The organism is Opitutales bacterium (genome assembly GCA_013215165.1).
Taxonomy (GTDB): Bacteria; Verrucomicrobiota; Verrucomicrobiia; order Opitutales; family JABSRG01; genus JABSRG01.
On record JABSRG010000009.1, the window covers coordinates 16,847 to 42,606 of the forward strand.

The 25,760-nt window shown below is 52.9% G+C and carries 20 protein-coding genes; 9 read left to right on the forward strand and 11 right to left on the reverse strand.

Annotated features, from left to right (window positions below):
• The first annotated feature begins 27 nt into the window (after positions 1-27).
• Positions 28-906, forward strand: a complete 879-nt coding sequence (locus HRU10_02655; GenBank protein NRA26130.1) for a carbon-nitrogen hydrolase — start codon at positions 28-30, stop codon at positions 904-906.
• Positions 903-1,940 (forward strand): agmatine deiminase family protein, encoded by a 1,038-nt coding sequence (locus HRU10_02660; GenBank protein ID NRA26131.1) that lies wholly within the window; start codon positions 903-905, stop codon positions 1,938-1,940. Before HRU10_02655 ends, HRU10_02660 begins: the two co-directional genes overlap by 4 nt.
• Before the next feature lie 45 nt (positions 1,941-1,985).
• On the opposite strand, the gene HRU10_02665 is transcribed toward HRU10_02660, so the two are convergent.
• The 9 genes from HRU10_02665 to HRU10_02705 form a co-directional block, all read right to left on the reverse strand.
• On the reverse strand, positions 1,986-3,722 hold the full coding sequence (locus HRU10_02665; GenBank protein NRA26132.1) for a flavodoxin domain-containing protein: 1,737 nt from the start codon (positions 3,720-3,722) through the stop codon (positions 1,986-1,988).
• Positions 3,706-5,481, reverse strand: a complete 1,776-nt coding sequence (locus HRU10_02670) for a NirA family protein (protein ID NRA26133.1) — start codon at positions 5,479-5,481, stop codon at positions 3,706-3,708. The genes HRU10_02665 and HRU10_02670 overlap by 17 nt, the downstream gene beginning before the upstream one ends.
• Before the next feature lie 7 nt (positions 5,482-5,488).
• On the reverse strand, positions 5,489-7,762 hold the full coding sequence (locus HRU10_02675; GenBank protein ID NRA26134.1) for a nitrate reductase: 2,274 nt from the start codon (positions 7,760-7,762) through the stop codon (positions 5,489-5,491).
• Between the two features lie 72 nt (positions 7,763-7,834).
• Positions 7,835-8,665, reverse strand: coding sequence for an ABC transporter ATP-binding protein (locus HRU10_02680; protein ID NRA26135.1), 831 nt, complete (start codon positions 8,663-8,665; stop codon positions 7,835-7,837).
• A 4-nt stretch (positions 8,666-8,669) separates the two neighbouring features.
• Positions 8,670-9,515, reverse strand: coding sequence for an ABC transporter ATP-binding protein (locus HRU10_02685; GenBank protein NRA26136.1), 846 nt, complete (start codon positions 9,513-9,515; stop codon positions 8,670-8,672).
• 24 nt (positions 9,516-9,539) lie between these two features.
• Positions 9,540-11,150: an ABC transporter permease subunit gene (locus HRU10_02690; GenBank protein ID NRA26137.1), complete on the reverse strand. Its 1,611-nt coding sequence runs from the start codon at positions 11,148-11,150 to the stop codon at positions 9,540-9,542.
• Between the two features lie 123 nt (positions 11,151-11,273).
• Complete coding sequence (locus HRU10_02695) at positions 11,274-12,638, reverse strand: ABC transporter substrate-binding protein (protein NRA26138.1); 1,365 nt, start codon at positions 12,636-12,638, stop codon at positions 11,274-11,276.
• A gap of 30 nt (positions 12,639-12,668) precedes the next feature.
• Entirely contained in the window at positions 12,669-13,847 is a 1,179-nt protein-coding gene (locus HRU10_02700) for an alginate export family protein (GenBank protein NRA26139.1), read from the reverse strand.
• Positions 13,848-14,059: 212 nt separating this feature from the next.
• Entirely contained in the window at positions 14,060-15,088 is a 1,029-nt protein-coding gene (locus HRU10_02705; GenBank protein NRA26140.1) for an ABC transporter substrate-binding protein, read from the reverse strand.
• 69 nt (positions 15,089-15,157) lie between these two features.
• Between HRU10_02705 and HRU10_02710 the strand changes: the two genes are divergently transcribed.
• Genes HRU10_02710 through HRU10_02720 form a run of 3 tightly spaced genes read left to right on the forward strand, consistent with a single transcriptional unit; the run spans position 15,158 to position 17,168 of the window.
• Complete coding sequence (locus tag HRU10_02710) at positions 15,158-16,096, forward strand: LysR family transcriptional regulator (GenBank protein ID NRA26141.1); 939 nt, start codon at positions 15,158-15,160, stop codon at positions 16,094-16,096.
• A gap of 56 nt (positions 16,097-16,152) precedes the next feature.
• A complete protein-coding gene (locus HRU10_02715; GenBank protein NRA26142.1) occupies positions 16,153-16,680 on the forward strand; it encodes an NTP transferase domain-containing protein in 528 nt (175 codons plus the stop codon).
• A gap of 2 nt (positions 16,681-16,682) precedes the next feature.
• Entirely contained in the window at positions 16,683-17,168 is a 486-nt protein-coding gene (locus HRU10_02720) for an MOSC domain-containing protein (GenBank protein ID NRA26143.1), read from the forward strand.
• Between the two features lie 16 nt (positions 17,169-17,184).
• Here HRU10_02720 and HRU10_02725 read toward each other — a convergent pair whose 3' ends face one another.
• Positions 17,185-17,646: a DUF367 domain-containing protein gene (locus HRU10_02725; GenBank protein ID NRA26144.1), complete on the reverse strand. Its 462-nt coding sequence runs from the start codon at positions 17,644-17,646 to the stop codon at positions 17,185-17,187.
• 49 nt (positions 17,647-17,695) lie between these two features.
• On the opposite strand from HRU10_02725, the gene HRU10_02730 reads away from it, so the two are divergent.
• Together HRU10_02730 and HRU10_02735 are read left to right on the forward strand one after the other, a co-directional pair.
• The gene (locus HRU10_02730) at positions 17,696-19,060 is read left to right on the forward strand and encodes a threonine synthase (GenBank protein NRA26145.1); all 1,365 of its coding nucleotides are present in this window, start codon (positions 17,696-17,698) and stop codon (positions 19,058-19,060) included.
• Positions 19,061-19,076: 16 nt separating this feature from the next.
• Entirely contained in the window at positions 19,077-20,354 is a 1,278-nt protein-coding gene (locus HRU10_02735; protein ID NRA26146.1) for an FAD-dependent oxidoreductase, read from the forward strand.
• Here the strand turns inward: HRU10_02735 and HRU10_02740 are convergent.
• On the reverse strand, positions 20,344-21,579 hold the full coding sequence (locus tag HRU10_02740; protein ID NRA26147.1) for a DUF2851 family protein: 1,236 nt from the start codon (positions 21,577-21,579) through the stop codon (positions 20,344-20,346). The two genes, HRU10_02735 and HRU10_02740, sit on opposite strands and share 11 nt — an antisense overlap.
• Before the next feature lie 28 nt (positions 21,580-21,607).
• On the opposite strand from HRU10_02740, the gene HRU10_02745 reads away from it, so the two are divergent.
• Both HRU10_02745 and HRU10_02750 read left to right on the forward strand, forming a co-directional pair.
• Positions 21,608-24,499: a DUF1588 domain-containing protein gene (locus HRU10_02745; protein NRA26148.1), complete on the forward strand. Its 2,892-nt coding sequence runs from the start codon at positions 21,608-21,610 to the stop codon at positions 24,497-24,499.
• Positions 24,486-25,748 (forward strand): DUF1552 domain-containing protein, encoded by a 1,263-nt coding sequence (locus tag HRU10_02750; protein ID NRA26149.1) that lies wholly within the window; start codon positions 24,486-24,488, stop codon positions 25,746-25,748. The genes HRU10_02745 and HRU10_02750 overlap by 14 nt, the downstream gene beginning before the upstream one ends.
• Positions 25,749-25,760 lie beyond the last annotated feature (12 nt).

Below are 25,760 nucleotides of genomic sequence, written 5' to 3' on the forward strand. Positions count from 1 at the left end.
AAGAATGGGCTATACAATCTCTTTGGCATGAACCGAACCGACACATTTGCTTTAGGCCTGTTGCAGTCATCATCAACAGGAAACTGCGAGCAAAACCTACAGAACACGCTTGCCCAAATAGAACAAGCCGCGCAGCAGGGGGCGCAGATTATCGCGACACAGGAGCTGTTTTTGTCTGACTATTTTTGCAGCAAACAGGACGAAAAATTTTTCGATCTAGCCGAGCCCATCCCGGGCCCCACTACTCAAACCCTGTCAGAGAAAGCCAAGGAACTGAATGTCGTAATCGTCGCGTCTCTGTTCGAAAAACGCATGGCCGGCATTTACCACAACACTGCTGCCGTCATCGACGCTGACGGCAGCTTACTGGGCATCTATCGCAAAACACACATTCCACAGGACCCCAGTTTCGAGGAAAAATTCTACTTCACGCCCGGCGATTTGGGCTACCGCGTTTGGAAGACCCGCTATGCCGATATTGGTGTACTCGTCTGCTGGGATCAGTGGTTTCCCGAGGCAGCCCGCCTCACCGCGATGCAGGGAGCCGAAGTGTTGATTTATCCAACGGCCATCGGAGGATTGGAGACTGAATCGACATCAAACATCGCTCGCCAACACGCTGCCTGGGAAACAGTCCAACGCGGGCACGCCGTCGCCAACGGTTGCTATATCGCCGCGGTGAACCGACATGGCAAAGAGGGCAACATCGACTTCTGGGGGCATTCCTTCGTTGCAGACTTTGCTGGTGAAATCGTCGCCCGTGCTCCTCACAATGAAGACAACATCATTATCCAAACATGCGACCGCCGCGCGCTGGAGGACCATCGGCACACCTGGCCCTTCTTCCGGGACCGGCGTGTTGACTCCTACTCGGCCATCACCAGCCTTTCGAGCTCTCAAGCATGAAAGGACCTCAATCGCCACGCTCACTCGGCTTTCGTATGCCCGCCGAATGGGAACATCAATATGCACTCTGGACCACCTGGCCCACCCACTCCCAATGGTGGAAGGAAAATAGAGAAGAAATCGTCGAGACCTTCGCCGAAATTGCCTTCCAGGCGGCACGTTTTCAGCATGTAAATATCCTCTGCCCCAAATCTGCTCAAGGGGATGCCAGACAGATGCTCGAAACCAAGGGGGCAAATCTCAAAAAGATACGCTTTTTCGACATCCCCACTGATGATGTCTGGATTCGCGACAATGGCCCCATCTTCCTGCGCCACCGGAAGGAAAAGGAAATGGCACTCATCGATTGGGAGTTTAACGCCTGGGGCGAGAAATATCCTGACTTTGACAACGACAACCGCGTCCCCGCTGCTATCGCTGACCACGTCGGCATCCCACGTTTTCGCTATGCGCTTTGTGTCGAGGGCGGAGCCATCGAGTCCAATGGCCGCGGGCTGCTTCTATCGACCAAGTCGGTTATGCTGAATCAGGCACGGAACTACGACGTGTCCCTAGAAGAATATCAAAAGATTTTCTATCACGCACTCGCCGTGGACAAAGTGATTTGGCTCGAAAATGGTTTGGCTCATGACGACACCGACGGCCATATCGATAACGTCGCACGTTTCGTAAGTCACCAACACATTGTTATAGCCACGGTAAAAGATAAAAAACACCCCAGTTTTCGGGCTCTCCACGGAAACCGAACTGAACTTTCGGGCACCATGGTCCGCGGCCACATGCTCAAGATAACCGAGCTGCCTCTTCCTGACCCAGTTCAGTCTCAGGACGGCATCCTATCGGCCAGCTATCTGAACTATGTTATCCTCAACGGTGCCGTGCTCGTTCCGCAATTCGGTCAGATCAGAAAAGACAAACAGGCGATTGAAATCATCGGCGGACTTTTTCCGGGACGCGAAATCATAGGTATCGACTGCCGCACCCTCATCGAAGAAGGCGGCGGCCTCCACTGCTGCACGTGCAATGCATTCTAGGGGCATTCCTCTGGAATGGCACCAGAGACTGGATCCTCATGCCAGTCAATACACGTCGCGCTGATAGCGCTTGTCCTTTTTGAGCTGTTTGACGTAAGCCACCGCTTCGTCGGTGCTCATTTTCCCGTATTCTTCGACAATCTGATGCAGCGCAGAGTCGACATCTTTGGCCATACGGGAGGCATCGCCGCAGACGTAGAAGCTCGCGCCCCCATCAAGCCAAGCAAAGAGCTCAGCGCCGTTTTCTAGCATACGGTTTTGAACATAGATCTTTTCCTCTTGGTCACGGGAAAACGCCGTCTCGAGCCGAGTCAATGCTCCATCGCGGAGCCATTGTTCCATCGTTTCACGGTAGAGAAAATCACAGGAGGCCTTTTGGTCACCAAAGAATAACCAATTGCGCCCCGAAGCCTCTTTGGCGACACGATCTTCCACAAATGCACGGAAAGGTGCGATGCCCGTGCCAGGACCGACCATGATGGCATCCTGACTCAAATCTGCTGGAGGGCGAAAATTCTTATTCGTGTGCACATACACGCCGACCTCTGTGCCTTCGGGAATACGTGCGAGAAAGTCGGAACAAACCCCAAAGCGCGTCCGCTCGTAGCTGTCCCAAGCAACACGCCCTACCGTCAGGTGCACCTCACCGGGATGGGCCAAAGGACTGCTTGAAATCGAGTAGAGGCGCGAAGGCAATTTCTTGAGCGGCGCTACCAGTTGATCTGCCGAAGCCCCATCGATAACAAAGTCCTGGAATAAGTCTAAGAGATCACGTCCTTCGCAATACTCTTTAGCCGCCGCCTTATCGCCGGCGAGTTCCTTGAGCTTCGAATCGTTGCTCATCTCAGCATAAGCAGCGAGGATTTTGGCCGAAAGCCGCGTGATCTCGTAACCCGAGGTCAACGCCTCCGAAAGCGTGGAGCCTCCTTCAAGTTGGGCATCAGCTGGAAGTCCACACTTCTCGATAATGGAATCTACCAAGGAATCGTGATTGAGTGGGAGCACTGCCAATGCGTCTCCTGCTTCATAACTCAAACCAGAACCTTCGAGTGAAAAGGCGATATGGCGGGTCTCTTTCTTAGACCCCTGCCCATTCAAGTTGTGATTATCGACGAGGGGAGAAGGAAAAGGATTCTTCTTTCCATACTCGACAACGGCCTCCTCAGCGGGCGCGGTTTCTTCGTCTGCCGGTGCCGTTCCAGCACCCTCAGACATAAGTCCTGCCAGCGGCTTCATCCACTCCTCGAACGGCTCATCAAAGTCGACGTCCGCATCAACACGGACGCGCATGCGCGTCGCACCGAGCTGAGCTAAACGCGCGTCAAAGTCCTTACCGCAGGTGCAGAATCCGGGATAGCTCGAGTCGCCGAGAGCCATCACACTGTATTTCACCTTTTCCAGCTTCGGAGCCGTGTCGCTCATAATAAATTCGTGAAACCCAGCCGCATTATCAGGCGGCTCGCCATCACCATAGGTGCTGGTGATGATGAGTAGGTTTTCCTCGTTGTGCAAGTTGGCCGGATCATAGGCCTCCATATCGAATGAAGAAGCATTCACCCCCGCCGCCTTGAGCTGCTTGGTCGCCTGTTTCGCGAGCATTTCGGCATTCCCAGTCTGGGAACCAAAAAGAATGGTGGCTGAGGCCGCAGGCGCCTGTTCAGTGGCAGCGGGAGCCTGTGAGAAGAGGCCGGCTAGGAAGCCATTCAACCAATTACGTTGCTCAGACGTAAACGGAGCATTTTCAGGAACAAAGGGGATGGTCATTTCAGGCTGCTGAGACATGATCAAAGAAGAGGTTTTTTAGTGTATCGATGTCGTGACGACGGGTAAACTGGAGGAATGACTCTGTGCCTTCGCGCGTGTCGAGATAACGGCGAAGCATGTGTTCAATAAGGTTGGGAAGCTCACTGGCTGCGATGGCTGGCATGAGTTCACGACCAATACCTTGCTCATCGTCAACACCCCCACCGACTACCATATTGTAGCCATCCACCGATTCGCCTTCGCGTTTCACCTTCACACCCACTAGGCCAATATCACCGATATAGTGCTGAGCGCAGGAGTGCGGACACCCCGTGAGGTGAATGTTGATGGGATAATCGAGATCGATGCGTTCCCGAAGGTGGTCGCCGATCTCTATAGCATGGCGTTTGGTATCGGATTGAGCAAATTTACAGCCTTGACTCCCGGTGCACGCGACGAGGCCTCCCGTTACATTGGTTGCTTCGATACGTAGACCGAGCTCGCGTAGTCGTGCACTGAATTCCGCAAGATGTGCGTCAGGAATGTCGGGTATGAGGACATTTTGCCAGACGGTCAGGCGCACGTCTCCAGATCCATAGCGTTCGGCGAGGTCCGCAAGACCCAGCATTTGAGGAATCGAAAGATAGCCTACAGGCACGACCACCCCGACGTAATTGAGTCCCGGCTTGTTTTGACTGTGGATGCCAATGTGTCCAGCGCGATCGATCTTCCGGCGTGGTTCACAGATTTCGAGCGGTGCGTGGTGCAGCTCGAAAGCGAGCTGTTTCTGAGTTTCCTCGATAAATTTTTCCTGCCCCCAATCGTCAACAAGATACTTAAGGCGAGCCTTTTTACGGTTTGTCCGGCAGCCGTGCTCACGGAAAACACGGATCATTGCCGCGGCTACCGGCACGCACTCATTGGGCTTGATGAGTAGGCCACAGTCGGAAGCAAATTGTTTGTGCCCGGTGATGCCACAGAGTTGAACGCGAAAGTAAACACCCGGTTCCATACCATGCCCTTCACCCACGCGCACGGCGTAGAACGCGATGTCATTCGTATCAGCACACACACTGATGGCGCCGCCGCCATCGAAGGAGATGTTAAATTTCCGTGGTAGGTCATACATTTCCCGTGTGTTGAGGATGTAGGTGTGCATGGCTTTGGCGAGAGGGAGAACGTCCATTATCTCCGTGCGATCGAAGCCAGCAGTCGGTGTTGCCGTTACATTACGGAGGTTATCCGCCCCCGAGCCTTTGGAAGTCATCCCAAGGTCCGCGAGCTTCAATAACACTTTCATGGAGTCGCGCGGCAGAATTTCGCGGACCTGAAAATTACCCCGTGTGGTGACATGGGCATAACCGCCTCCCCAATCACGTGCGATTTCGGCTAAACCACGTAATTGATGGGAACGCATGGCGCATCCAGGAATACGGCAGCGCAGCATGAGAGAATCTTGTGCTGGCTTGACGTAGAACAGGCCGTGAAATTTGAATCGAAAGACATCGCCGCCTTCAGGAAATTTATCTGCCTCAGCATGTTCCATCAAGCGATCGTAGGCGTCGAGACCATGAAGTTCGTGCTTGATCTGTTCTTCTTTGCAGAGGTCTTCGATCGGCACGCCATGGACCGAATCGATGACGTTGCCCGTAGTTGAAAGGGCTGGGTCGTTGGTGATTTGCCCTTGTGCAGTCTCACCGAGGAAAGGAACAAAACCACGCTGAGCAACTCCGCTGAAAAAGCCCTGGAGATACTCTTTCTGGTCTTGGGAAAACGAAGGAGGCTGTGGAGAATCCATTTTGGGTTTAAGATTTGAGGGTGGAGATACGTGAAATCGGCCGCACGATGGCTAGGAGGCTGCGCTTTTGCCGAAAGAAAGAGAGAGACTGCTGGCCCATGGCATAACCGTCGTCGTAATCGGAAGCTGCCGAAACAGCAGCATGCGCTACTTCCATAACCGCGAGTGAGACGCCTGCAGATTTGAGGGCCGGCTGCAGCGACTTTGGGTCAGCTTCAGAAGGCGTCGCGACATTCACCGAGCTGCCGTCGCCATGGAGTTGGTTCCAGTGAATCGGAGCATAACACTGCCCTGGAGACACACGGTCAGTCACATCGACTTGCATACGAAACTCACCATCGCTGTTGCTCACGGTCACACGGTCACCCGATTCGATTTGCAGTTGTTCTGCATCAAATGGATTCACTTCGAGCAAAGCTTTTTCGTTAAGCTGATTCAGTTGGGACACTCGCCCAGTCTTGGTCAACGTGTGCCACTGATGGGGATAGCGCCCCGTATTGAGTGTAAGTGTGCCAAGAGCTGCATCGCGCGGATCCGGAATGTAAGGAGTGGGAATGAATTGGGCGCGTCCTGAGGCCGTTGGGAAGCGCATCTGCGTTCCACAGCCATACCGCTTCTCGACGCCGTCTGAATGAGAGTCCGGGCATGGCCACATGAGTGACTTTTCCTTCAATCTAGAAAAGCTCATACCGCGCAGGTCGTAGCCTGTTTCCAGATTTGCGAAGAGCTGGATCTCATTGAAAACCTCTTCTGCACTTTCGAAATCAAAGCCCTCATATCCCATGCGCTTGGCGACTTCACAGATGATCTGCCAATCTGCCATAGCGTCGCCCGGTGCTGAAATCGCCTGCTGCATCCTGGTTACACGACGCTCAGAGTTTACCATGGTGCCATCAGTCTCAGCCCATAGAGCGCCTGGCAGGAGAAAGTCGGCATACTCACTGGTTTCAGTGGGGCTAAAGGCGTCTTGAACCACAACACACTCGGCCTGTTGCAAAGCTTCGATAACTCGACCGCTCCGTGGCATCGATGCTACGGGGTTCGTACCGATAACCCAGACCGCCTTTACCTCTCCAGCTCGCATGCGCTCAAACAACTCGATGGCTGCCGCGCCAGGCTTTGGCTGGATCGTTCCTGGTTCTACTCCCCAAATTTCCTCACAGAGTGTTCGGTCTTCGGCAGAAATGACGGCCCGTTGTCCGGGCAGCCCTGCTGCGAGATAACCCATTTCGCGCCCCCCCATAGCGTTGGGCTGGCCGGTAAGTGAGAAAGGCCCCGCTCCAGGTTTACCAATTTGGCCGGTTAGGAGATGTAAGTTACAGATTGCTGATGTATGAGCTGTGCCACGCGTGGATTGATTCAGGCCCATTGTCCAAAATGTCATCCAGCCCTTGGAGGCAGCTAGCAGATCGACGAGCTGATTCTGTTCATCAATATTCAATCCCGTTTGCTCTGAAACGAGAGCAGGGGTGTAACTGGCGACCGCTTGAATCGTTCCTTCTAAGCCCTCAGTACATTCTGCCACAAAACGATCATCGATCTTATCCCTACAAATCAAAGCCTTCAGCAAGCCGTTGAGCAAGGAAAGGTCCGTTCCGGGTGCGATCTGAAGATACAGGTCCGCCTTATCTGCAGTAGCCGTACGGCGTGGATCCACCACGATTATTTTGGCTCCCGATTCTTTCTTTCGACGCAAGACACGCTGAAAGAGAATGGGGTGACAATCGGCCATGTTCGAGCCGATGATAAAAAAGGTATCCGCCTGATCGATGTCGGCATAACTGGCCTCGGGCGCATCGGCCCCAAAGCTCTGTTTATAGCCGGTAGCGGCACTGGCCATGCACAGGCGGGAATTCGAATCGACATTATTTGTACCCCAAAAGCCCTTACAGAGTTTATTGGCTACATACTGGGCCTCGGTCGAGAGCTGACCCGATAGATACATGGAGAGGGCATCTGGACCATGTTGGGCACGAATGGCAGTGAATTGAGCTGCGACCGCGTTAAGTGCTGTGTCTGCCTTCGTGCGTTCCCATGAGGCCGAGCGATCTGATCGCTGGCAAAAATCAGTTAGACGACCTTCTTCATGAAGCGGGATGCCGCATGTAGCACCTTTGGTGCACAAGCGCCCTTCATTGACGGGGTGCTCGCGATCACCAGTTACCTTAACCACGCGATCTCCTTGTGAATGAATCAAGATACCACAACCGACCCCACAATAGGGGCACACCGAGCGCGTCGTCTTCGTCTCGGTAACGGTAGTCTGTTCACTGGCATTCATCTTGCAAAGAGTGTGCCCCGGGGTTGGGAAGACCGTCCGTCCCCCCGAAGCACTGGTCTCCACAACCAAAGTCTAGGCGCTCTTGGCCTCCTTCGCTGCTGCGCGCTCCGCTTTTTCGTGCTCACACTCGTCGAGGAAGGTGAGCAGGCGCTTACGATAACTAAAAAACTCTGGATGCTCCATGAGTTCGGTGCGGTCCCGAGGACGGGGAAAGTCGATTTCCATGACTTCGCCGACCTTGGCGTGCGGGCCATTCGTCATCATGCAGATGCGGTCCGACATGTAGACTGCCTCATCCACATCGTGCGTGATCATCATCGTGGTGATCTTCTCTTTATCGAGAATTCCTAAGATAACATCCTGCAATTCCATACGGGTAAGGGAATCCAGACGCCCAAATGGCTCATCGAGCAGGAGCATCTTTGGCTTGAGAGCAATGGCACGCGCCACACCAACACGCTGCTGCATACCGCCCGACATCTCACGGGGATATTTGTGCATAGCATCGGCCAGGCCAACGACGCTGAGTGAATACTCGACGATCACTTCCCGCTGTTTCTTTGAAGCATGTGGGTAACAACGGCGCACACCGAGCATGACATTCCCGAATGCAGTCATCCAAGGCAGTAAGCAAGGAGCTTGAAACACCACGGCACGGTCGGGACCCGGTCCAGTAATCTCACGCTTATCGACGATGATACCGCCATCGGTGATTTCGTTGAGTCCAGCAATCATGGTCAATACGGTGGATTTTCCGCAGCCGGAGTGACCGATCACACTAATGAACTCGCCCTTTTCCACTACCAGGTTGAAGCCGTCCACCACACGGATATCGTCTCCAAATGGGTTGGGATAGGCTTTCACCAGGTTATAAATTTCGACGTATTTTCTATCCTCGTGCATGGCTTTATGCGGCAGTGAACTCGACGGGAGCGATATCCGGCATTTCGATGCCTGATGAGACGCGGAGTTCTTTAGCCTCTTTGTTGAGGTTGATGAGGTATTGAGTGATGTCTCGCTTGAGCTCGACGAATCGGGGATCGCTATTCATCGCAGCGCGGTCGCGTGGACGAGCAATGTCGATATCGAAGGCAGGAGCCAGCGTGGCCTTCGGGCCCATCGTGAGCGGATAAACACGGTCGGCCAATAGGAGCGCTTCATCTACGTCATTGGTGATGAGCACGACAGTACGTTTATCCTCATTCCAAATACGCGTGATCTCGTCTTTTAGCGTTGCCCGGGTGAGAGCGTCCAGCGCGCTCAAGGGCTCGTCTAGGAGTAAGATATCCGGCTGCATCGAGAGCGTGCGCGCCAATGATACGCGTTGACGCATGCCTCCCGACAATTCGCTAGGACGTTTTTCCAGAGCTGGAGTTAGGTTGACCATATCCACGTAACGCTCCACATGCTCCTTGCGCTCAGCCTTGCTGTATTGCGGGTAGACCTGTTTCACCGCTAGCTCGATGTTACCGAAGACAGTCAGCCAAGGTAGCAGCGAGTAGTTCTGAAACATAATCCCCAGCTTCGGCGACGGCTCGCGGATACGATCGCCATGCAAAGTGATTTCCCCCTGATCAGGAGTTTGTAGCCCAGCCAGCATCGAAATAAGCGTGCTCTTTCCACTTCCGGAGAAGCCGATGACTGCTACAAACTCATTTTCTTCAACAGCCAGATTGACGTTCGACAGGACTTCGGTGCGGCTGCCCGCGGGCCCGTAGCCAATCGACACATCCTTCATTTCTAGGTATGCCATAACGATCCCTTGCGTAAGATACAGTTAGACTGCAGCACCTTGCCCGTCGAAAGAGACGAGGCGTTGGAGAACGATCATCATGCGGTCCAAGAAGAACCCGATGATCCCGACTACGAAGCAAGCGAAGATAATATTCGCGAAGGTGAGCGATGATCCGTTCTGATACTCGTCCCAAACAAATTTGCCCAGTCCGTCAGAAGAAGATAATGCCTCAGCTGCAATAAGTACCATCCATCCGACACCCATTGAAATGCGCAATCCTGCGAATACCAAGGGGAGAGCAGAAGGGATGATGATCTTAAACAAGCGCTCCCAGAAACCCAGGCGCAATACCCGTGCTACATTCAGGTGATCGCTATCGATCGAAGCAACGCCCAGGGCCGTGTTCACCAATGAGGGCCAGACGGCGCACATCGCCACGGTGCAGGCTGAGAAGATCAGCGCTGGGTTCACTCCGAGATGACTGATACCAGGAACAGCAGCAAAGAAGTTAAAAAGAGGATGGTTTTCGGGGTCTGGGAAAAATGCACCCACGACAATTTGGAAAATAAGGAGCCAGACCACCGGAGAAACTGGCTTAAACACTGCAATGATCGGGGTCATACAGGCCATAAAGATTTTATTTAGGCCACAGAGGATCCCAACCGGAACGCCGATGACTGTAGCCATCATAAATCCAATGAATACGGTGAACACCGAGCGTTGGATGTAGAGATAGATCGTCGCGGCTGGCGCGTATTGCTGCCCCTCTAAGCGCTCGATTGACGACTCTTGGCGCGTGATGCGTTTGGCACTGCTCAATGCGCTGCGCTCGGTTTCTGCGGCAACTAAAGCTGCCATATACTCGTCGCGGCTTGTATTCGCATCAGCGACGCACACTTCGCGGTTGCGCGTGGATAAAAGCTCCTCGCGTGTCTTTAAGAAAAAGAGTGCATCGGCTGCGCTGTCAGCCTCCTTGCGTGCGAGCTCGAGTGGTTTGTGTTTCTCGGCGCGGATCGCATCCATCTGTGCTTTGAGGACATCCACATCCGCACGTTCGGCCGCTGTCGCTTCGGAGTCTGCTTTGAGTGCGTTAACCAGGTCGGCTGCTTCAGCAGTCTTGGCAGCGACTTTAGCCGCGATCGCATTATAAGATTCTTTGCGCTCATTGGCCTTGGCGCGGTTTGCTGCGCGAAGTTCGTCGTGCTTGGCCTGGATTGGAGCGATACGGTCCGCAACGGTAGCCTGCCACTGAGTGGCGAGCGCGTCCACGTTGGCCCGGAGCTCAGCGACGATCGGCTCTTTTTCAGCGATAGACGCCTGGACTTCTTCGAGTCGTGCGGAGCGGTCATCGCCCTCGGCTAGAAAGTCCGCAGATTTTATTTTTTCGCGCTCGGCGATGGTGTCGTTGATGACAGCTGAATCCCAGACTACTGAAGGTGTAGGGACTTCGCCGGACTTGGTTTTGTGATTGGGACCTACCCAGGACCACACACCAAAACAAAAAAGGATGAAAATGATGGGGAGCGCTATATACTTGGTGATCGCCGCAATTTGCTTGGGCGGTTCTTCACCGTAGAGCAGCCGAACGACGGGGTCGAAGACGGTAAATCCCGATACGTCGAGTGCTTTAAGAATTTTATACTTTAGCTGCATGGCTGTGGAGAGGCTGGAAATGATCGAAGGGTTGGAAAAAAGGGCCCAGCGGCGGGCAAAAGACCTGAACCGCCGCTGGGCTTAACCACCATGATTGTTTACTACTAAAAACTAGGCCCGGACTTAGTCCTTGTTGCCGATTGTGTGAGCATTGAGGTAACCGATGGGATCGCGTCCATCGTAGGCGATACCGTCAATGAAGTCGCTCGGAGGTGTCGCAGGCTTGTAGCCCGCAAACTCTGCCTCAGGATCAAAGGCGGGGATCTCATCTTCTGTGATGTGACCTTCCTCAATCAGGAGCTTAGCCGCTTCCATATAGATGTCGGGGCGGTAGATCTCCTTCGCTGTGTCGTGATACCAATCTGCTGACTTGGGCTCAGTGATTTGTCCCCAACGGCGCATTTGAGTGAGGAACCAAATTCCATCGCTGTACCATGGGAAGGTAGAGTGGTATTTGAAGAAGACGTTGAAGTCAGGCATCTCACGCTTGTCAGTCTTCTGGAAGAAGAAGTAACCAGTCATTGAGTTCTTAATGACGTCGAAGTCTGCTCCCACGTAGTTAGGCTGAGAGAGGATACGTACGGCTTCTTCACGGTTGAGGAAGCTGCCATCAGCATCAGTCGCATCGAGCCACTTGCCGGCACGGATCAAAGCCTTGATGACTGCTAGGTGCGTGTTTGGGTTTTCGTCAGCCCACTTTTTAGTCACGCCAAATACCTTTTCTGGGTTATTCTTCCAGATGTCGTAGTTGGTGGTGACAGGAACACCGATTCCCTTGGCCACAGCTTGTTGGTTCCATGGCTCACCGACGCAGTATCCAGAGATATTTCCAGACTCGAGTGTGGCAGGCATTTGAGGGGGAGGTGTCACAGAGAGCTCAACTTGAGCATCGGTGAATCCCTTCTTATCCTCAGCAGTGTAGAAGCCGGGGTTGATGCCTGAAGCTGCAAGCCAGTATCGGATCTCGTAGTTGTGAGTCGATACGGGGAAAACCATCCCCATCTTGAGCTTCTCGCCGAGGTCGAGCTTTTCTTCTACGATTGGCACCAGAGAGTCAGCTGAGATCGGGTGCTCGGGTGTGTCTGTATCGAGCGCTGGATCGTTGGCCTGCATTTGCTCCCAGATCGCATTAGACACAGTGATACCGTTACCATTGAGGTCGAGCGTGTAGGCCGTGATAATGTGTGCCTGGGTGCCGAAGCCGATGGTCGCACCGATCGGTTGTCCTGAGAGCATGTGCGCTCCGTCAAGCTCACCAGTGATGACATTGTCCAGCAGCTGTTTCCAGTTGGGCTGAGCAATGACTTCTACTTGGAGGCCTTCCTCCTCGAAAAAGCCTTTTTCCTTGGCGATTACGATGGGCGCACAGTCTGTGAGCTTGATGAAACCGAATTTGAGCTCGTCTTTTTCAAGGTCGAGCAGCTCGGCGTGGAGGGACGCCACTGAGGCGACGCAGATTGCGGTTAATTTACGAATAAGGGCATTCATTTTTTATGCAATATATTGTTAGAGAGGAGATTAGTATGTGAATTGGATTTGCGCCCAGAAACGGTTGCGGTCAGCAAGGTTGTCACCTTCATAGAACGCTGCCTTGAAGAGCGTGCTGACATTTTCGTTGATCTTGTAGGTCGCGAGCAGATCGATTTCGTCGCCATCAGCCAAGCTGCCTTCGTCAGAAGAAAAGTTGTGGTAGATAGCCTTCACTGGAACGGGTCCGATTTTACCTGCAATGGAGATGTAGTAGTTCTCAAGACCACCCGCTCCGCCATTATTCAGATAAGCATCTGCCCAACCATTGAAAGCGTGCGCAGTAGCAAGAGGCGTAACAAATCGACCTGCCCCATCATCACTGCCAAGCAGCTCGTAGCCGACGGCAACAGTGATGCCAGAAGCGCTACCAGAAAGCATCAGGTGTGCGTAGTCTGTCTCGATGTCAGTGTCGGATTCCTGACGAGCATATTCAGCACGATATCCGATCTTGACCGAGTCTGTGGGATGAGATCCCGCGACGTAGGCACCAAACGTGTCTGTATCGTTGGCTGCTGGGGCTGTACCGTCAAAATCGAGGAAATATCCATAAGCGCCGAAGGTTATATTCTCTAAACCTTTGTAAGTAAGATTGATTAGGTGTGAATCACTATCCCAATCTGACTTGTCTGCGAGGATGCGGTTGATCTCGTAAAGGTATGCATAGCTGAGCTTCATACCCTCGTATGAGTAGCTCGCGCTCACTGCGTCGAAGGTCTGCTCGTTTTGGCGCCATCCGACATTTCCGATAAAACGCGCGTTGTCGTAGATCAGGCGTTGGCGGCCGCCTTTGATGAGAAGTCCCTCGGTGGGCTTGAAGCTCACATATGCTTGATTCAGCTCAGAAGTTGTAGGGTCTGCGATGATTGACTTAGAGCTATCTCCATCAACGATGCCGTTGTAAGCATCTTGGTCGACAGCAGAGACATTCACGAGCTCAACGTATCCGCCGATACCTGATTGCTCAGCGAATTTGTAACCGATGAGCGTGCGGGCTGTGAGTGCGTTGCCCTCGTCGCGGTTGTCAAAATCGGCAAACTCATACCGAGCGCGGATGCTGAAACTGAAGTCGCCTTCAGTGAAGAACTCCTTGGCACTTTGGCCATAGGAGAAAGAGGAGGCAGCAAGCGTGCATCCTAGAATTGTAGTTTTGGCTATGGAAGCTGACATCGTATTAATCGATTTAATCGTAGTTTGTGTCTATTTTTTGGCTGTGGACTGCCCCCTCATACGCACCAACAATGCCATCCATGCCAATTTACCTATTTTGAAACGAGCAGGAATTCTCATTATTTTAATGAATTTCTCTCATTTAATAAACAATGAACAAGATTCATGTATTTGCATGAGCTGCTCGATAGCGGAGTGCCGCTCGGCCTAAATCAGCCCATCGCCTGGGCTGCGCGCTCGGCTTCGTCGTAAAGATCTTCCCAGAAGACTTGTTTCAAACCGTCAAACTCGGCCAACTTGAGGGCTTCTCCCTCAGAAGAGGACGCCAAGGCATCCAAGTAGAATCGAGCAACCTCCTCAGTCGGACGATTGGCATCACCGTGACCAAAATTAATCAAATGTTCGATTTTGCACATGTTCTCAACTCCATCGAGATAAGAGCCCTGGTAAATATCGCTCAATACAGAGTCGTCTATTCCTAGATAGGAACTGCTTCCCAAGACCGATGCTAGGTGATCAGCATGTTCGGGGTTTTGGCAATAACGGCAGGCACGTATCACGGCCGCCAAAAAGGCAATGTGCTCCTCAGGGCGATCTTCAGCGAAACGCCGTGTCGTCATAACTACCTTTTCGGGAGCTGAGGGAAACAAATCCGAACCGAGCGCGATCGTCCAACCAATACCTCGGCGCGCCGCCAAGGAATGCCAGGGATCGCCAACGCAAAAGCCATCGAGTGTGCCTGCTGCCAGATTGCGCAACGCCTGTCCCGGTGGTACGGTCACCACTTTAACGTCCTTGCCTGGCTGAAGTCTGAGGTTTTGCAACCAGCGCATAAGGATGTGGCGGTGGGTCGAGATGCTACTCACAACACCTAATGTATAAGTCCGCGCCCAGCGCGAAGAGCGCACCTCTTGACGAAATTCTTCGGCAGACTCGACCCCGCGTTGGCGCACCGACGTAGAAAAAGATATACCGTTGCCTCCTTGGTTAATCACCATAGCCGTCCCACACGGACATGCACGACCTACCAGACCTAAGGTCGCCGCAATCGGCATTGTGCCAATAGCATGAGCCGCATCGAGCTGACCTAAGACCACTTTATTCAACACCGAAGACCAACCCACTTCGCGCGAAAGCCGCACGCGTAAACCTGCATCTTTATAGTAACCCAGTTCTCCAGCCATGATGAGCGGAGCCGCATCACAGAGCTGAATATAGCCAATGTTTAAAAATGTTTCCAAAATTAATTAAATACGTTCATGGTGTAAATTAGCTTCTGGCACAAGACTTGTAGCAAAATAGCTAAAGACATGCCCAACTCCGAAATCATCGACAGCCGACAACTGCTCAATTTCGTCAAACTGGCAGAAACGCGTAGTTTTACTCAAACAGCAAAATCGTTGAACCTGACACAGTCTGCGGTCAGCCATTCGATTAAAAGCCTTGAGGAAGACCTCGGGTGTCGCCTGTTCGAACGTATCGGCAAAAAAGTGTTTTTGACTGTGCAGGGCGAAGGCTTACTCGCCAATGCCAACCAGATTATACACCTTATGACCAGTGCTCGAGAGCGGCTGATACATCATTCCTCCTGGGGAGGGGGTCGCTTGAGAATCGCAGCTGCTTCAACGATCTGCGAATATCTAGTGCCAGAAATTCTTAGGGAATTTAACGAGAGCTTTATCGAATGTGATCTGAAACTCAGGTCAGTCGATGCCCCGAGCATTGGCCCGCTCATCGCCAACAACACAGTCGATCTCGGATTTACGATCTATACTGAAGACATGGATCCCGAGCTTCAGTTTCAAGAGATCTTCCGCGATACCCTACAGTTTGCCGTCGCCCCGAACCATCCATGGCTCGAGAGGCGACGCCTCAACCGACGTGACATCGAAGAGGCCAATATCCTCACCTATACTTCGAGTAGCCTCACTCAGCGCATGATCCTTAATTATTTGCAGGAACATGGAATTAAGTCTCCAAACTTCACGGAGATCGGGAATGTCTCGACCATAAAAGAACTGGTTAAAATTGGCCAAGGTGTGGCACTCCTCCCTCACTGGGTAATGGAGGAAGACCGCTCACAGGGATTGATCCTGACCATCCCGATGCCCTATGGAGGCATTGAACGCACTTGGGGAATCGCCACGCTCAAGGGACGCCCCGAATCCTTGCTCGAAGAAACGTTTATCGGCTTGGCACAGGACTGTTGCCGTCATCGGATTGCCCCGGTAGAGGTCATCTTTGAATAATGATTGAGCGAGAGAATTTAAGAGGGCTGGTCGTCGCAGGGGGCAGGTCAAAACGGATGGGCCGCCCCAAAGCACTCCTAGAATACCGAGATGGACTCCCTCAATGGAAACACGCTGCCATGCTCCTCGCTACACGTTGCAGCGAAGTCTTTGTGTCCCTCTCGGCTCAATCAATCATCGAAGTCGAGCCGCCGTTCAAAACTCTTTTTGACACAGAAACGGATCAAGGGCCCATACACGCTTGGGCACGCGCATCTGAAATCGCTCCGCATTGCTATTGGCTCTGTATCAACTGCGACCTACCACGGGCAGATATTGAAATGATCGATTCTTTGTTAAGCTCCAAAAGCGATCATCTGGCGCGCGCCTTCATGAATCCTGAGACACAGTTTGCCGATCCCCAATGCGTGCTTCTTTCTCCCGATGCCCTCACCCGACTCGACGATGCTTACCGCTGGGGTATGCGTACTCCGCGGCGCTTTATCGCTGAATTACCCGTGCACACCCTTGAGCCCCAGCGCTCCGAATGGCTAGAGGGAGCCAACACTCCAGAAGACTTCATACGCATCCGCGACTCGATTTAGCTATGCAACAGATCTCAATCCTCCAGCTCTATATTTCGCCCAATCACATCTTTTATGGACACCACGGAAAGGAACCCGGCAAACATGTCGCCAGTCCGGCAAAGACCATAGTCTGCCACGCGGGCCACGGCATCGAGGGCGATCGCTTTTACGATTTTAAAGAAAACTACAAAGGGCAGATCACGTTTTTAGAACAGGAGCAGGTCGACAAATTAGCTGCAAAACTAGAGTTAGAAGACATAGATCCTACGCGCCTTCGTCGAAACGTCATCACTCAAGGAATCGACCTAAACAGCCTCATAGGCAAAGAGTTTACCATCGGATCGATGCGCTTCGCAGGCACGGAAGAATGCAGCCCTTGCTACTGGATGGATCACGCCGTAAGCGACGGCGCCGAAAGGTGCCTACGCGGCCACGGCGGCTTGCGAGCGCGTATCCTGAACGATGGCAAATTGAGTCCGGGAACATATCCGCTTGTCGTCGCCTAAACAGTAAGTCTCCGGCTCAACTATGCTCCTCAAACCACTGCCGGTTGATCTCCAAAAACACATCTTTCCAATAATAAGCATCGAGCATCTCCGAACAGATGTGGCCGAGCAGCCATAGAGCTGCATACAAAGCCTCGACTGAAGCCAAACCGCCCTGAGGGTCCTCACTTATTTTACTCACACGCGGATATGCTGTGAGCAAACCAGCCGGCAAACTTCGGCGCGTGGGCTCACCCTCTAGACTAGCCTCAAGATCAGGCAGCAAGCGCCAAGTGCTATCTAAAAGCACGAGCTCATTGCCTGCATCGACCTGGCTCAATGGCGGAGCATCCACCGCGAGAATGATTTTTCCTGAAACATCGAACCGCTCACCCCGCGTCGCCTTGTAAAACACCAGATCCCCCCTTCCACGCAGCGGCTCGAGACTGCACTTACTGAGGCGTTCCTTCGGATGACGGATGATCGTTGCTTTTACCATTTCTGCTAACCTAGTCTCAGCTCTTTTCACGCAACAAGCTGAAACAAATATGAAATACCTTTCTACTCGTGGCCATCCAGAGCGTCTCTCATTCCGAGATGTGGTTGCCTCTGGGCTAGCGCCGGATGGTGGCCTGTTCGTCCCAGAGACGCTACCTGACTTATCTCAACACGTCCCTTCCTGGCAAAACTTAGCCTACCCAGAAATCGCCTCTGGCTTTTTCAAAATCTTTGCCGACGACATCGACATCGGAGTGTTGCACGAACTGGCTTATCGCGCCTACCGGAATTTCGACCATCCCGAGCTCGCCCCGCTGAAGCCGCTGTCGGACAAGCTCACCGTCCTCGAGCTATTTCACGGCCCTACCCTCGCCTTCAAAGATTTCGCTATGCAACTCCTTGGGCAGCTAATCGAGTATCAGGTCAAGATGACCAAGAAGTCGGTAACGATACTCGGAGCCACCTCAGGCGACACCGGGGCAGCTGCGGTCCAAGGGCTCATGAATAAGGCTGGGGTCAATGTGTTCATTCTCTATCCTCACGGAAGGATATCCCCACTCCAGGAACGCCAAATGACCTGCACCGGCGCAGCCAACGTCTATCCTATCGCCATCGACGGGGCATTCGACGATGCGCAATACGCGCTAAAAGATGTGTTTGGCGACGCCACATTCAAAGCTGAGACAGGACTCACTACCATCAACTCGATCAACATTGCCCGTGTGCTCGCGCAATGCGTCTACTACATTTATGCATGGCTCAATCTGCCTCAAGCAGTCCGCGAAACCAGCAATCTCGAGTGGGTCGTGCCAACAGGGAATTTCGGAAACATCCTAGCGGGATGGATGTGTCAAAAAATGGGTATCCCTCTAGGTTCTTTTCGCATAGCGACGAACCAAAATGATATCCTCCATCGCCTGTTCACCACAGGTAAATATGAGGTCGAATCGGTCCAGCCGAGTCATGCACCGTCCATGGATATTCAAGTGGCTTCAAACTTTGAACGCTTTGTCTATTTTGCCGAGCAAGGCGACACGGCAGCCGTAAAAAAGACCATGGAGACGTTCCGCGAAACGGGCAGCTACACCTTTAAGGACTTTGACCCGAGCACCTTCACAAGTTCACGAACCGACGATGCCGAGATCCAGACGATCATCGGCGATGTCTATAAGCAGCATGGCTACGTGATCGACCCTCACACCGCTTGCGGATTCAAAGACATCAATGCCGACAAGCACAGCATCATCCTCTCTACGGCGCATCCCGCAAAATTCCCAGAGGTTGTCGATGCGGCCACCGGAATTGAGCCCAAGGCGGATACGCTCGAAACACTGAAGTCCAAAGACATCGTCAACACCCGCTTGGCTGCAGAGCCAGAGGCAATCAAGGCTTTTATCCGCAAACAACTCGCTTAAACCGACTTTCATCCCGATGCCTGTTCCTGCATCAGACGACGCCGACATCCTGATCGTAGGCGCTGGCGTATCTGGATTGGTCTGTGCCTTGCGTGCCCAGGAACTTGGCCTGAAGGCGCTGATCTTGGAAAAAGACACCGTTCCAGGCGGTCGCGTCGGCACCAGCCAGCACGGGGATTGCCGGACGGATCACGGTTTTCAGATCCTGCTCACTGCTTACCCCGAAGTACAGCGTTTCCTCAATCTCGATGCGCTCGATCTTGGGTTTTTCTCCCGCGGGGCGCATATTTGGGAGGGCAAAAATTGGCGATCTCTCGTCGCACCTGTAGACGAGCCTGCCGCGCTCAAAGCAAGCCTCTTCAACGCCCCTCTCCAGTTCGGTGATTACCTTAGGCTGGCAAAAACGATCTGGTCTGGGCAAAAAGCAGACTGGACGACTACTTTCACACAGGAAGCGTGCAGCACCCTTAGATTTCTTGAAGCCGACGGATTTTCTAACACCGCGATCGAACTATTCTTTAAGCCATTTCTCGGGGGTGTCTTTCTCGACGATAAACTTGAAACGAGTGCTGCCATGTTCCGCTTTGTCATGGACATGTTCGCGCGCGGCCGCGCGGCCCTACCCGCCGGAGGAATGGAAGCAATTCCCGAACAACTCGTCACTCGCCTGGATGGGGGAACACTGCGCACCGATTGTCCGGTCGCGTCAATCAATGTTTCGAATCGAACGGTTCATCTAGAAGATGGCACTAGCCTTCAGAGTCGCGCGATTGTGGTCGCAACCGATGCCCATGTGGCCAGCCAGTTTTTTCCTGATGCCCTCCCGAAAATTCCTTTTAATGCCTCCCGTGCTTGGTGTTTCCGCATGGAGCGCGACAACCGACCCAAAGAAATAAACAAAACGCTGCGCCTGATCTCCGACCCTCAGAATCCATTACGTCTCATCGCTTGCCCGAGTGCCGTTGCCTCAGGTTATGCCCCGTCTGGCGTCGATACCGTGACAATTACGCCAAAAGTTGGCGCTGAAGATTTAGAGGAGAGCGCTGTTCGCAAGAGCCTGAAAACCGTGCTGGGGTCGTGTGTCGAAACATGGGATCTCATCGCCAAGTATCACATCCCGAGGAGTCTACCGCGCCAGCAAGCACCCGACTTTAAAAGCATGCCCGGAACGATGAAGCTATACGATCATGTTTACCTCAGCGGGGATGCCTATCATACGCGCTCGCTCAATGGAGCCATGCTATCCGGTCGCCTTGCGGCTGAGGCGATCGCGCAGAACCCTACTACGTCTTAAGCAGCGTCTGAATCACCCCTTGATTCCATGCGTTACAGCGCGGAATGGACCGGCCGTTGGACACAGCGTGATGCTTTAGAGCTTTCTCAAAAGACTCTGGAAAATCTCCTGCGTACCAACACAGCCACGTACTGCTCAGGTCTTGATCGCGCATCGCCGCTATCACCGGCAACCATGCGTCAATCACCAGCGTGTCCAAACGTGACCCACCGATCGTTCCAGCAACTAGGGTCTCGCTGATCAGCTTTTGGAGAGCAGGCATATCAGATTCACGACGGTATGCACCGACATCGCCAGGCCCATCCGGACTCAGTGTGGACCAAGGTAGGCCCACCAAGGCTTCTGGCCAACTGCCGTTCTTCTTCCACAGTTGCTCGTATTGCTGAATTCGAATTTCGGGACGGTTGGCAGGACGTTGGCCACCGCGCACCCATTTAGCTTTTGAGGAACCGAATGCATCGTTTGAGACAACAGAGCCAGAGCGCCACGCACTCGACGGATATTTCAAAGCCAATTCACTCATAGGCGCTCGATTCTTGCGATAGCCCAAGACCTCGAGTGTGAGCTGATGGATCGTCTCTTCGAAGCCGTTAAGCTCCAGACGACGACGCACAAACTTCAGCTTCTGCTCCCAGCGATCAAGAGCATGCGACCACAGCTCACCCCGAATTTCTCTTACATCCATTTCTGCCCAGTGATTGAATAACTGCCCCAATTCAACGGTCTCAAACACACCTATAAGGCAAGATTCTACATCTTCGGTCAGATAGGGCCCCAGCACCAGCGTGGGCATGTTGGCATCCGCTGAGTCTCGTTTAGGTTCAAAGAGGACAACATGGAGGCCCACACCGTCAAAATTTGTATCCCCTGAGTGCCCGTGGCGTCCCCAATCTTCCAGGTATAGATGTATCTCGACGTCACAGCGCAACTCGCTTCCGTCGACGAGTAAGACCGCATTTTTGAAATCGGGCCCCGCGCCTGAGCGATTCCAGACTCCTGGGTGTTGGACCCGCAATTCGCGACCATCACGGAGTCTCATATCCCGACTGCGTATCGCTTGAAGCGACCATAGGCGCTGGATAGCCCGCTCAGTTACGGTGATCGGGCCATACTGACCTGGCAGCTCAGCAACCTGTCCTAAAACGTAATCATCCTCCATATCAGCTATCTCAGAAGGGACGGCCTTAAGCTCAATGAAAAACGCGATCCATCCTTGAGTTTGCATGGTCCGCGCTTCGCGGTATTTCTCTATTATGCTTCAATGGTTTCGGGATAGTGTAGTCTACGCGACGAGTTGCTTACTCGTTGCGACCGCTGCTGCTGATCCCATCCTAGAGTTACAGGCTTTTACCGAAACTTACTGCCTCGAATGCCATAGTGCTGCGCGCAGCGAAGCGGGCTTCACGATCGACAGCCTCTGGACGACGCAGACACCATCACTCTCAAGTTTGGAGGATTTCGAAAGCGTCCTCAGTTTCGAGGAAATGCCTCCTGCTGACGCAGAGCAGCAACCGGCTCCCGAGTCTTATGCTACAATGCTTAATCATATCGTGGAGTGGAAAAATCAGCTAAAAGAGAAAAGTAGGCCACCCCCCACAGCGTCAATCCGCAGGCTTTCTAATTATGAGATCGAGAAGAAAATAGAGAGCCTCACAGGCCAAAGGATTGATACGCGTGCAATCTTGCTCCCTGACCCGGCTGCCGGCGAAGGATTTTCAAATGTCGACGCAGCTCTATTCTTCGATGCAGATCGGCTCGAACGAGTCATCCAACTGGCTGAGCATGTTGCTGAACGGGCGATACTCAGTCCTGGAACAGGCATTAAATTTGGCCCAATGAACGCGGCTCCCCTGACTCCGTCTTCGCACAAGGCGGAAAATGCCCGTGCCCTCTGGGCATTCCTCAATACTAAACTGGAAGCCCATGTTCCAGAAACAGTCGCTGATCTCCGGGTCGCCGATTATCTAGAGGCTGCCTGGAGAGTGCAGCATTCAGATGCGGACAATGTCGATCAATTCATCGAACAGATCGCTCGAGAAAAAGATCTAGCTGCACCTACCCTCGAAAGATACCTCTCATTTCTTAACAATGAGGCCACAGATAATCGGCTCACGCAGCTGATAACGAATTACTGGCAGACCATATCAGCCCCCGGTGCAAGCCAGCCAAGATTCAAAGACACGGCCTGGCAGATTGAGGGTTGGTATGAACCCTACCGCGGCGCTATACCCGTTCATCTCCAACGAGACATCGAAGTCGACCGAGCACGGCGGTATTACCGCTGGGTGCCAGGAGTAGACGAAATCTATCTCGTCGCCGGCAGCGCTGGAGACGGAGCGCGCGGCGATGTCGTCACCTGGAGACATATCGTATTTAGCAACGATCCAGATGTGTTTGCTCTACCTCCCAAGGAACGCAGATGGAAGTCCTACCATCAATGGCTTGAGCGCACACTCCAAGAGGATCTCGCAAAGTGGAGTGAGATCCAGCAGAGTGGAGTGACCGAAGAAAGCGAGATCCTCAGGAAACGAATCGATCGCTCCGTAAAGGTGTCCCAAGAGTGGTACAAACGCCAAACCGATCAAAATGAACTGCGTATGCAGGCCCCAGAAATTTTGGCGCTCCCCGTTCCAGAAGGAGCAAAGTGGTTTCAATTCATCGGCCAGGCCACTCCCAGCGAAGAGGATGCTCCCCACACTTCCTTACAATTCTATCCCAGCATCTATCCTGTTAGGAGTGCTGCAGAATGGGTAACGCGTGAAAATGTCTACACGACACGAGGCTCCCAAAGGCACAAAGAAATCATGGCCGATTTCCGCCAAATGAAACGCTGGATACCCCATTCCTTCGAAGCCCGCATTAAGGCCGCCGCGAATTCATTTTTGCGAAAGGATGCATCTCAAACAAAATCGCCAGGACAGGAACCCGCTCCGGGGTCAGCCCTTTACCCAGTAGATACCGCTGCGATCATTGCATCATGGGATACCGAAAGTAGAAAAACCTACGACGCACTCATGCTGGACCGTTCATTTTTCGGCGTGGCTGAAGAAGACCGCGGTGCAAACTGGCTCAAGCATATGCGGGCCCATCTCGAGAGCCCGGAGTTTGCCTGGGTAGACTCCGTCGAACTCGATCCGTGGCTAGAGTCTGGATTAAAACCCGAAGACGCTATCCGTGGGGTGATCGCACAATCGATCGCATCCCCAGAGTTCTTGCTTGTTTCTGAGGAGGGTTTGACTGCTAACCAAATGAAAGCCCAACGCCTGAGTTATTTCCTTTGGTCTATGGCGCCTGATCCTGAGCTCGAGGCCTGGGCGACATCCGAAGAACCGGCCAATCTGCCTAATCAGATCGATCGGATGCTTGCGGACCCACGAGCCGTCACCCTAGCAGAAACTTTCGCCGGTGAGTGGTTGGGCTTCTCTCAGGAGGCTATACCGGTCGAAGCTTTCAGAGCTGAATTCCCAGATTTCAATGAGCCAGTCGCTCAAGCGATGCGCGCCCAGATGGTAGCGTTCTTCAGCGACTTTTTTCAGAATAACCGCAGCATCTCCGATTTATACAAGTCCACCCGGAGTTTCCCAAATCCGGTCCTGTCAGACTTCGCTGGGGCAACCTCAGCACAAAGACCAGGTGGCCTCGTCACTATGCCCTGGGTATTGACTCACACCAGCTTTCCACACCGCACGAGCCCTGTAAAACGGGGCACTTGGATACTTGAACGCCTCATAGGCGATGCGCCTCCCCCTCCCCCGCCCGATGTTCCGGTGCTTGAGACGGCTGCAATCTCAGCGAGCATGACCGTTGAACAGCAATTAGCGGTGCATCGCGACAATCCCGCTTGCGCGAATTGCCACCAACGTATCGACCCTCTCGGACTCGCGCTGGAGGGATACGATCCTGTGGGGCGCCACATTCCTGATAAAGACTCGAAGGAGATTTTAAACATACTTCACGAGGCACGTGATAAGATCACCCAACAATTTGTGCGCAAGCTGCTCGGTTACGCCTTACGCCGCGAGTTAACTCTTTATGATTTACCGCTCATTGAACGCTTGAGCGACCATCCCGACCAAACGGTAGCCGACCTAATTAAAGAGATCGTACAATCTCCTCAGTTCTCCCAACACCATGCCAACAATTAGAATCCCAAGACGCAACTTTCTGAAGACAGCTGGCTGCTTCGTGGGCCTCCCCTGGCTTGAGACTTTCGCAAATATATCAGATGCAAAGCCACCCCTACGCCTCGCGGTCGTATTTATGGGCAATGGTGTAAACCCAGCGACATGGAATGTTTCGGGTGATAGCAGTAACCTAGATCTTAGTGGCTCCCTAGCCCCTCTCCAAAAATACCGCGACCGAATCTGCGGATTCAAGGGACTGTGGAATCCCGCCTCCCTCGACGGCGTCGGAGCACATTACCCAAAAATGAATGTCCTCTCAGGACTTACCGTCAAGCGATCGACTACGGACATCGAGTTGAGTACGACCATGGATCAGGTCATAGCACAGCAATTCACTGGCATGACTCCGATTGAGAGTTTAGCTCTAGGTATTGAACCGCCGATGCATCGCGTCGAAGAAGGCTATACAGCCCTATACTCCTCCAACATCTCATGGAGCAGACCCAACCGACCGGCTCCCAAATGGATCGACCCACAAAAAGTATTGGCGCGCCTCATGGGCAATTCTTCTGAGCAACGGTCTTTCTTGGCAGATAGGATTTTCACTCAAGCAAAGGCGTTTCAAAAGAACATCTCCTCAGCGGACCGCAATGTAATCAACGAATATACACAAGCGGCAGAAGAGCTCCAAAAACGCTTGGCCACATCAAACGCCACTTCGCTCAATACAGCAGTGCCCTCGCTGTCTCCACGCATCGGATTTGGTGACCACGTCGATCAAATGTTTGAACTGATGAGCTTTGCTTTTCGCTCAGACCTCACCCGAGTCATGACATTTATGATGAACAATGACCTATCGGGAATGAGTTTTGATTTCTTGGACGGTGTGCGCGGAGGCCACCACAGCATTTCACACCACGTCAACAACCCAGAGCGCCTCGACATGTATACGCGGGTCAACACGTATCACATGGAACATATGGCAGGGTTTCTTGGAAAACTAGACTCGATCAAAGAAGCCGATGGCAGCTTGCTGGACAATACGTTGGTCCTTTTCTGTTCCAGCCTTATGGATGGCAATATTCACGACTCCAGAGAGCTGCCCATTCTGATCGCAGGCGGCCAAAATCACGGAATCCGCGGCAATCGATTTTTCGACATGAGCCAAAGTGAAAACCGCAAACTTTGCCGACTACATCTTGCGATTATGGATAAAATGGGCGTGCGCTTAGATCGATTCGGTGATGCGTCGACACATCTCATAATTTGATCGCACAGGCCG

Coding starts and splice junctions, on each gene's coding strand:
- HRU10_02655 (NRA26130.1), top strand. CDS start 28: ATGAACCGAACCGACACATTTGCTTTAGGCCTGTTGCAGTCATCATCA.
- HRU10_02660 (NRA26131.1), top strand. CDS start 903: ATGAAAGGACCTCAATCGCCACGCTCACTCGGCTTTCGTATGCCCGCC.
- HRU10_02665 (NRA26132.1), bottom strand. CDS start 3,722: ATGTCTCAGCAGCCTGAAATGACCATCCCCTTTGTTCCTGAAAATGCT.
- HRU10_02670 (NRA26133.1), bottom strand. CDS start 5,481: ATGGATTCTCCACAGCCTCCTTCGTTTTCCCAAGACCAGAAAGAGTAT.
- HRU10_02675 (NRA26134.1), bottom strand. CDS start 7,762: ATGAATGCCAGTGAACAGACTACCGTTACCGAGACGAAGACGACGCGC.
- HRU10_02680 (NRA26135.1), bottom strand. CDS start 8,665: ATGCACGAGGATAGAAAATACGTCGAAATTTATAACCTGGTGAAAGCC.
- HRU10_02685 (NRA26136.1), bottom strand. CDS start 9,515: ATGGCATACCTAGAAATGAAGGATGTGTCGATTGGCTACGGGCCCGCG.
- HRU10_02690 (NRA26137.1), bottom strand. CDS start 11,150: ATGCAGCTAAAGTATAAAATTCTTAAAGCACTCGACGTATCGGGATTT.
- HRU10_02695 (NRA26138.1), bottom strand. CDS start 12,638: ATGAATGCCCTTATTCGTAAATTAACCGCAATCTGCGTCGCCTCAGTG.
- HRU10_02700 (NRA26139.1), bottom strand. CDS start 13,847: ATGTCAGCTTCCATAGCCAAAACTACAATTCTAGGATGCACGCTTGCT.
- HRU10_02710 (NRA26141.1), top strand. CDS start 15,158: ATGCCCAACTCCGAAATCATCGACAGCCGACAACTGCTCAATTTCGTC.
- HRU10_02715 (NRA26142.1), top strand. CDS start 16,153: ATGGGCCGCCCCAAAGCACTCCTAGAATACCGAGATGGACTCCCTCAA.
- HRU10_02720 (NRA26143.1), top strand. CDS start 16,683: ATGCAACAGATCTCAATCCTCCAGCTCTATATTTCGCCCAATCACATC.
- HRU10_02725 (NRA26144.1), bottom strand. CDS start 17,646: ATGGTAAAAGCAACGATCATCCGTCATCCGAAGGAACGCCTCAGTAAG.
- HRU10_02730 (NRA26145.1), top strand. CDS start 17,696: ATGAAATACCTTTCTACTCGTGGCCATCCAGAGCGTCTCTCATTCCGA.
- HRU10_02735 (NRA26146.1), top strand. CDS start 19,077: ATGCCTGTTCCTGCATCAGACGACGCCGACATCCTGATCGTAGGCGCT.
- HRU10_02740 (NRA26147.1), bottom strand. CDS start 21,579: ATGCAAACTCAAGGATGGATCGCGTTTTTCATTGAGCTTAAGGCCGTC.
- HRU10_02745 (NRA26148.1), top strand. CDS start 21,608: ATGCTTCAATGGTTTCGGGATAGTGTAGTCTACGCGACGAGTTGCTTA.
- HRU10_02750 (NRA26149.1), top strand. CDS start 24,486: ATGCCAACAATTAGAATCCCAAGACGCAACTTTCTGAAGACAGCTGGC.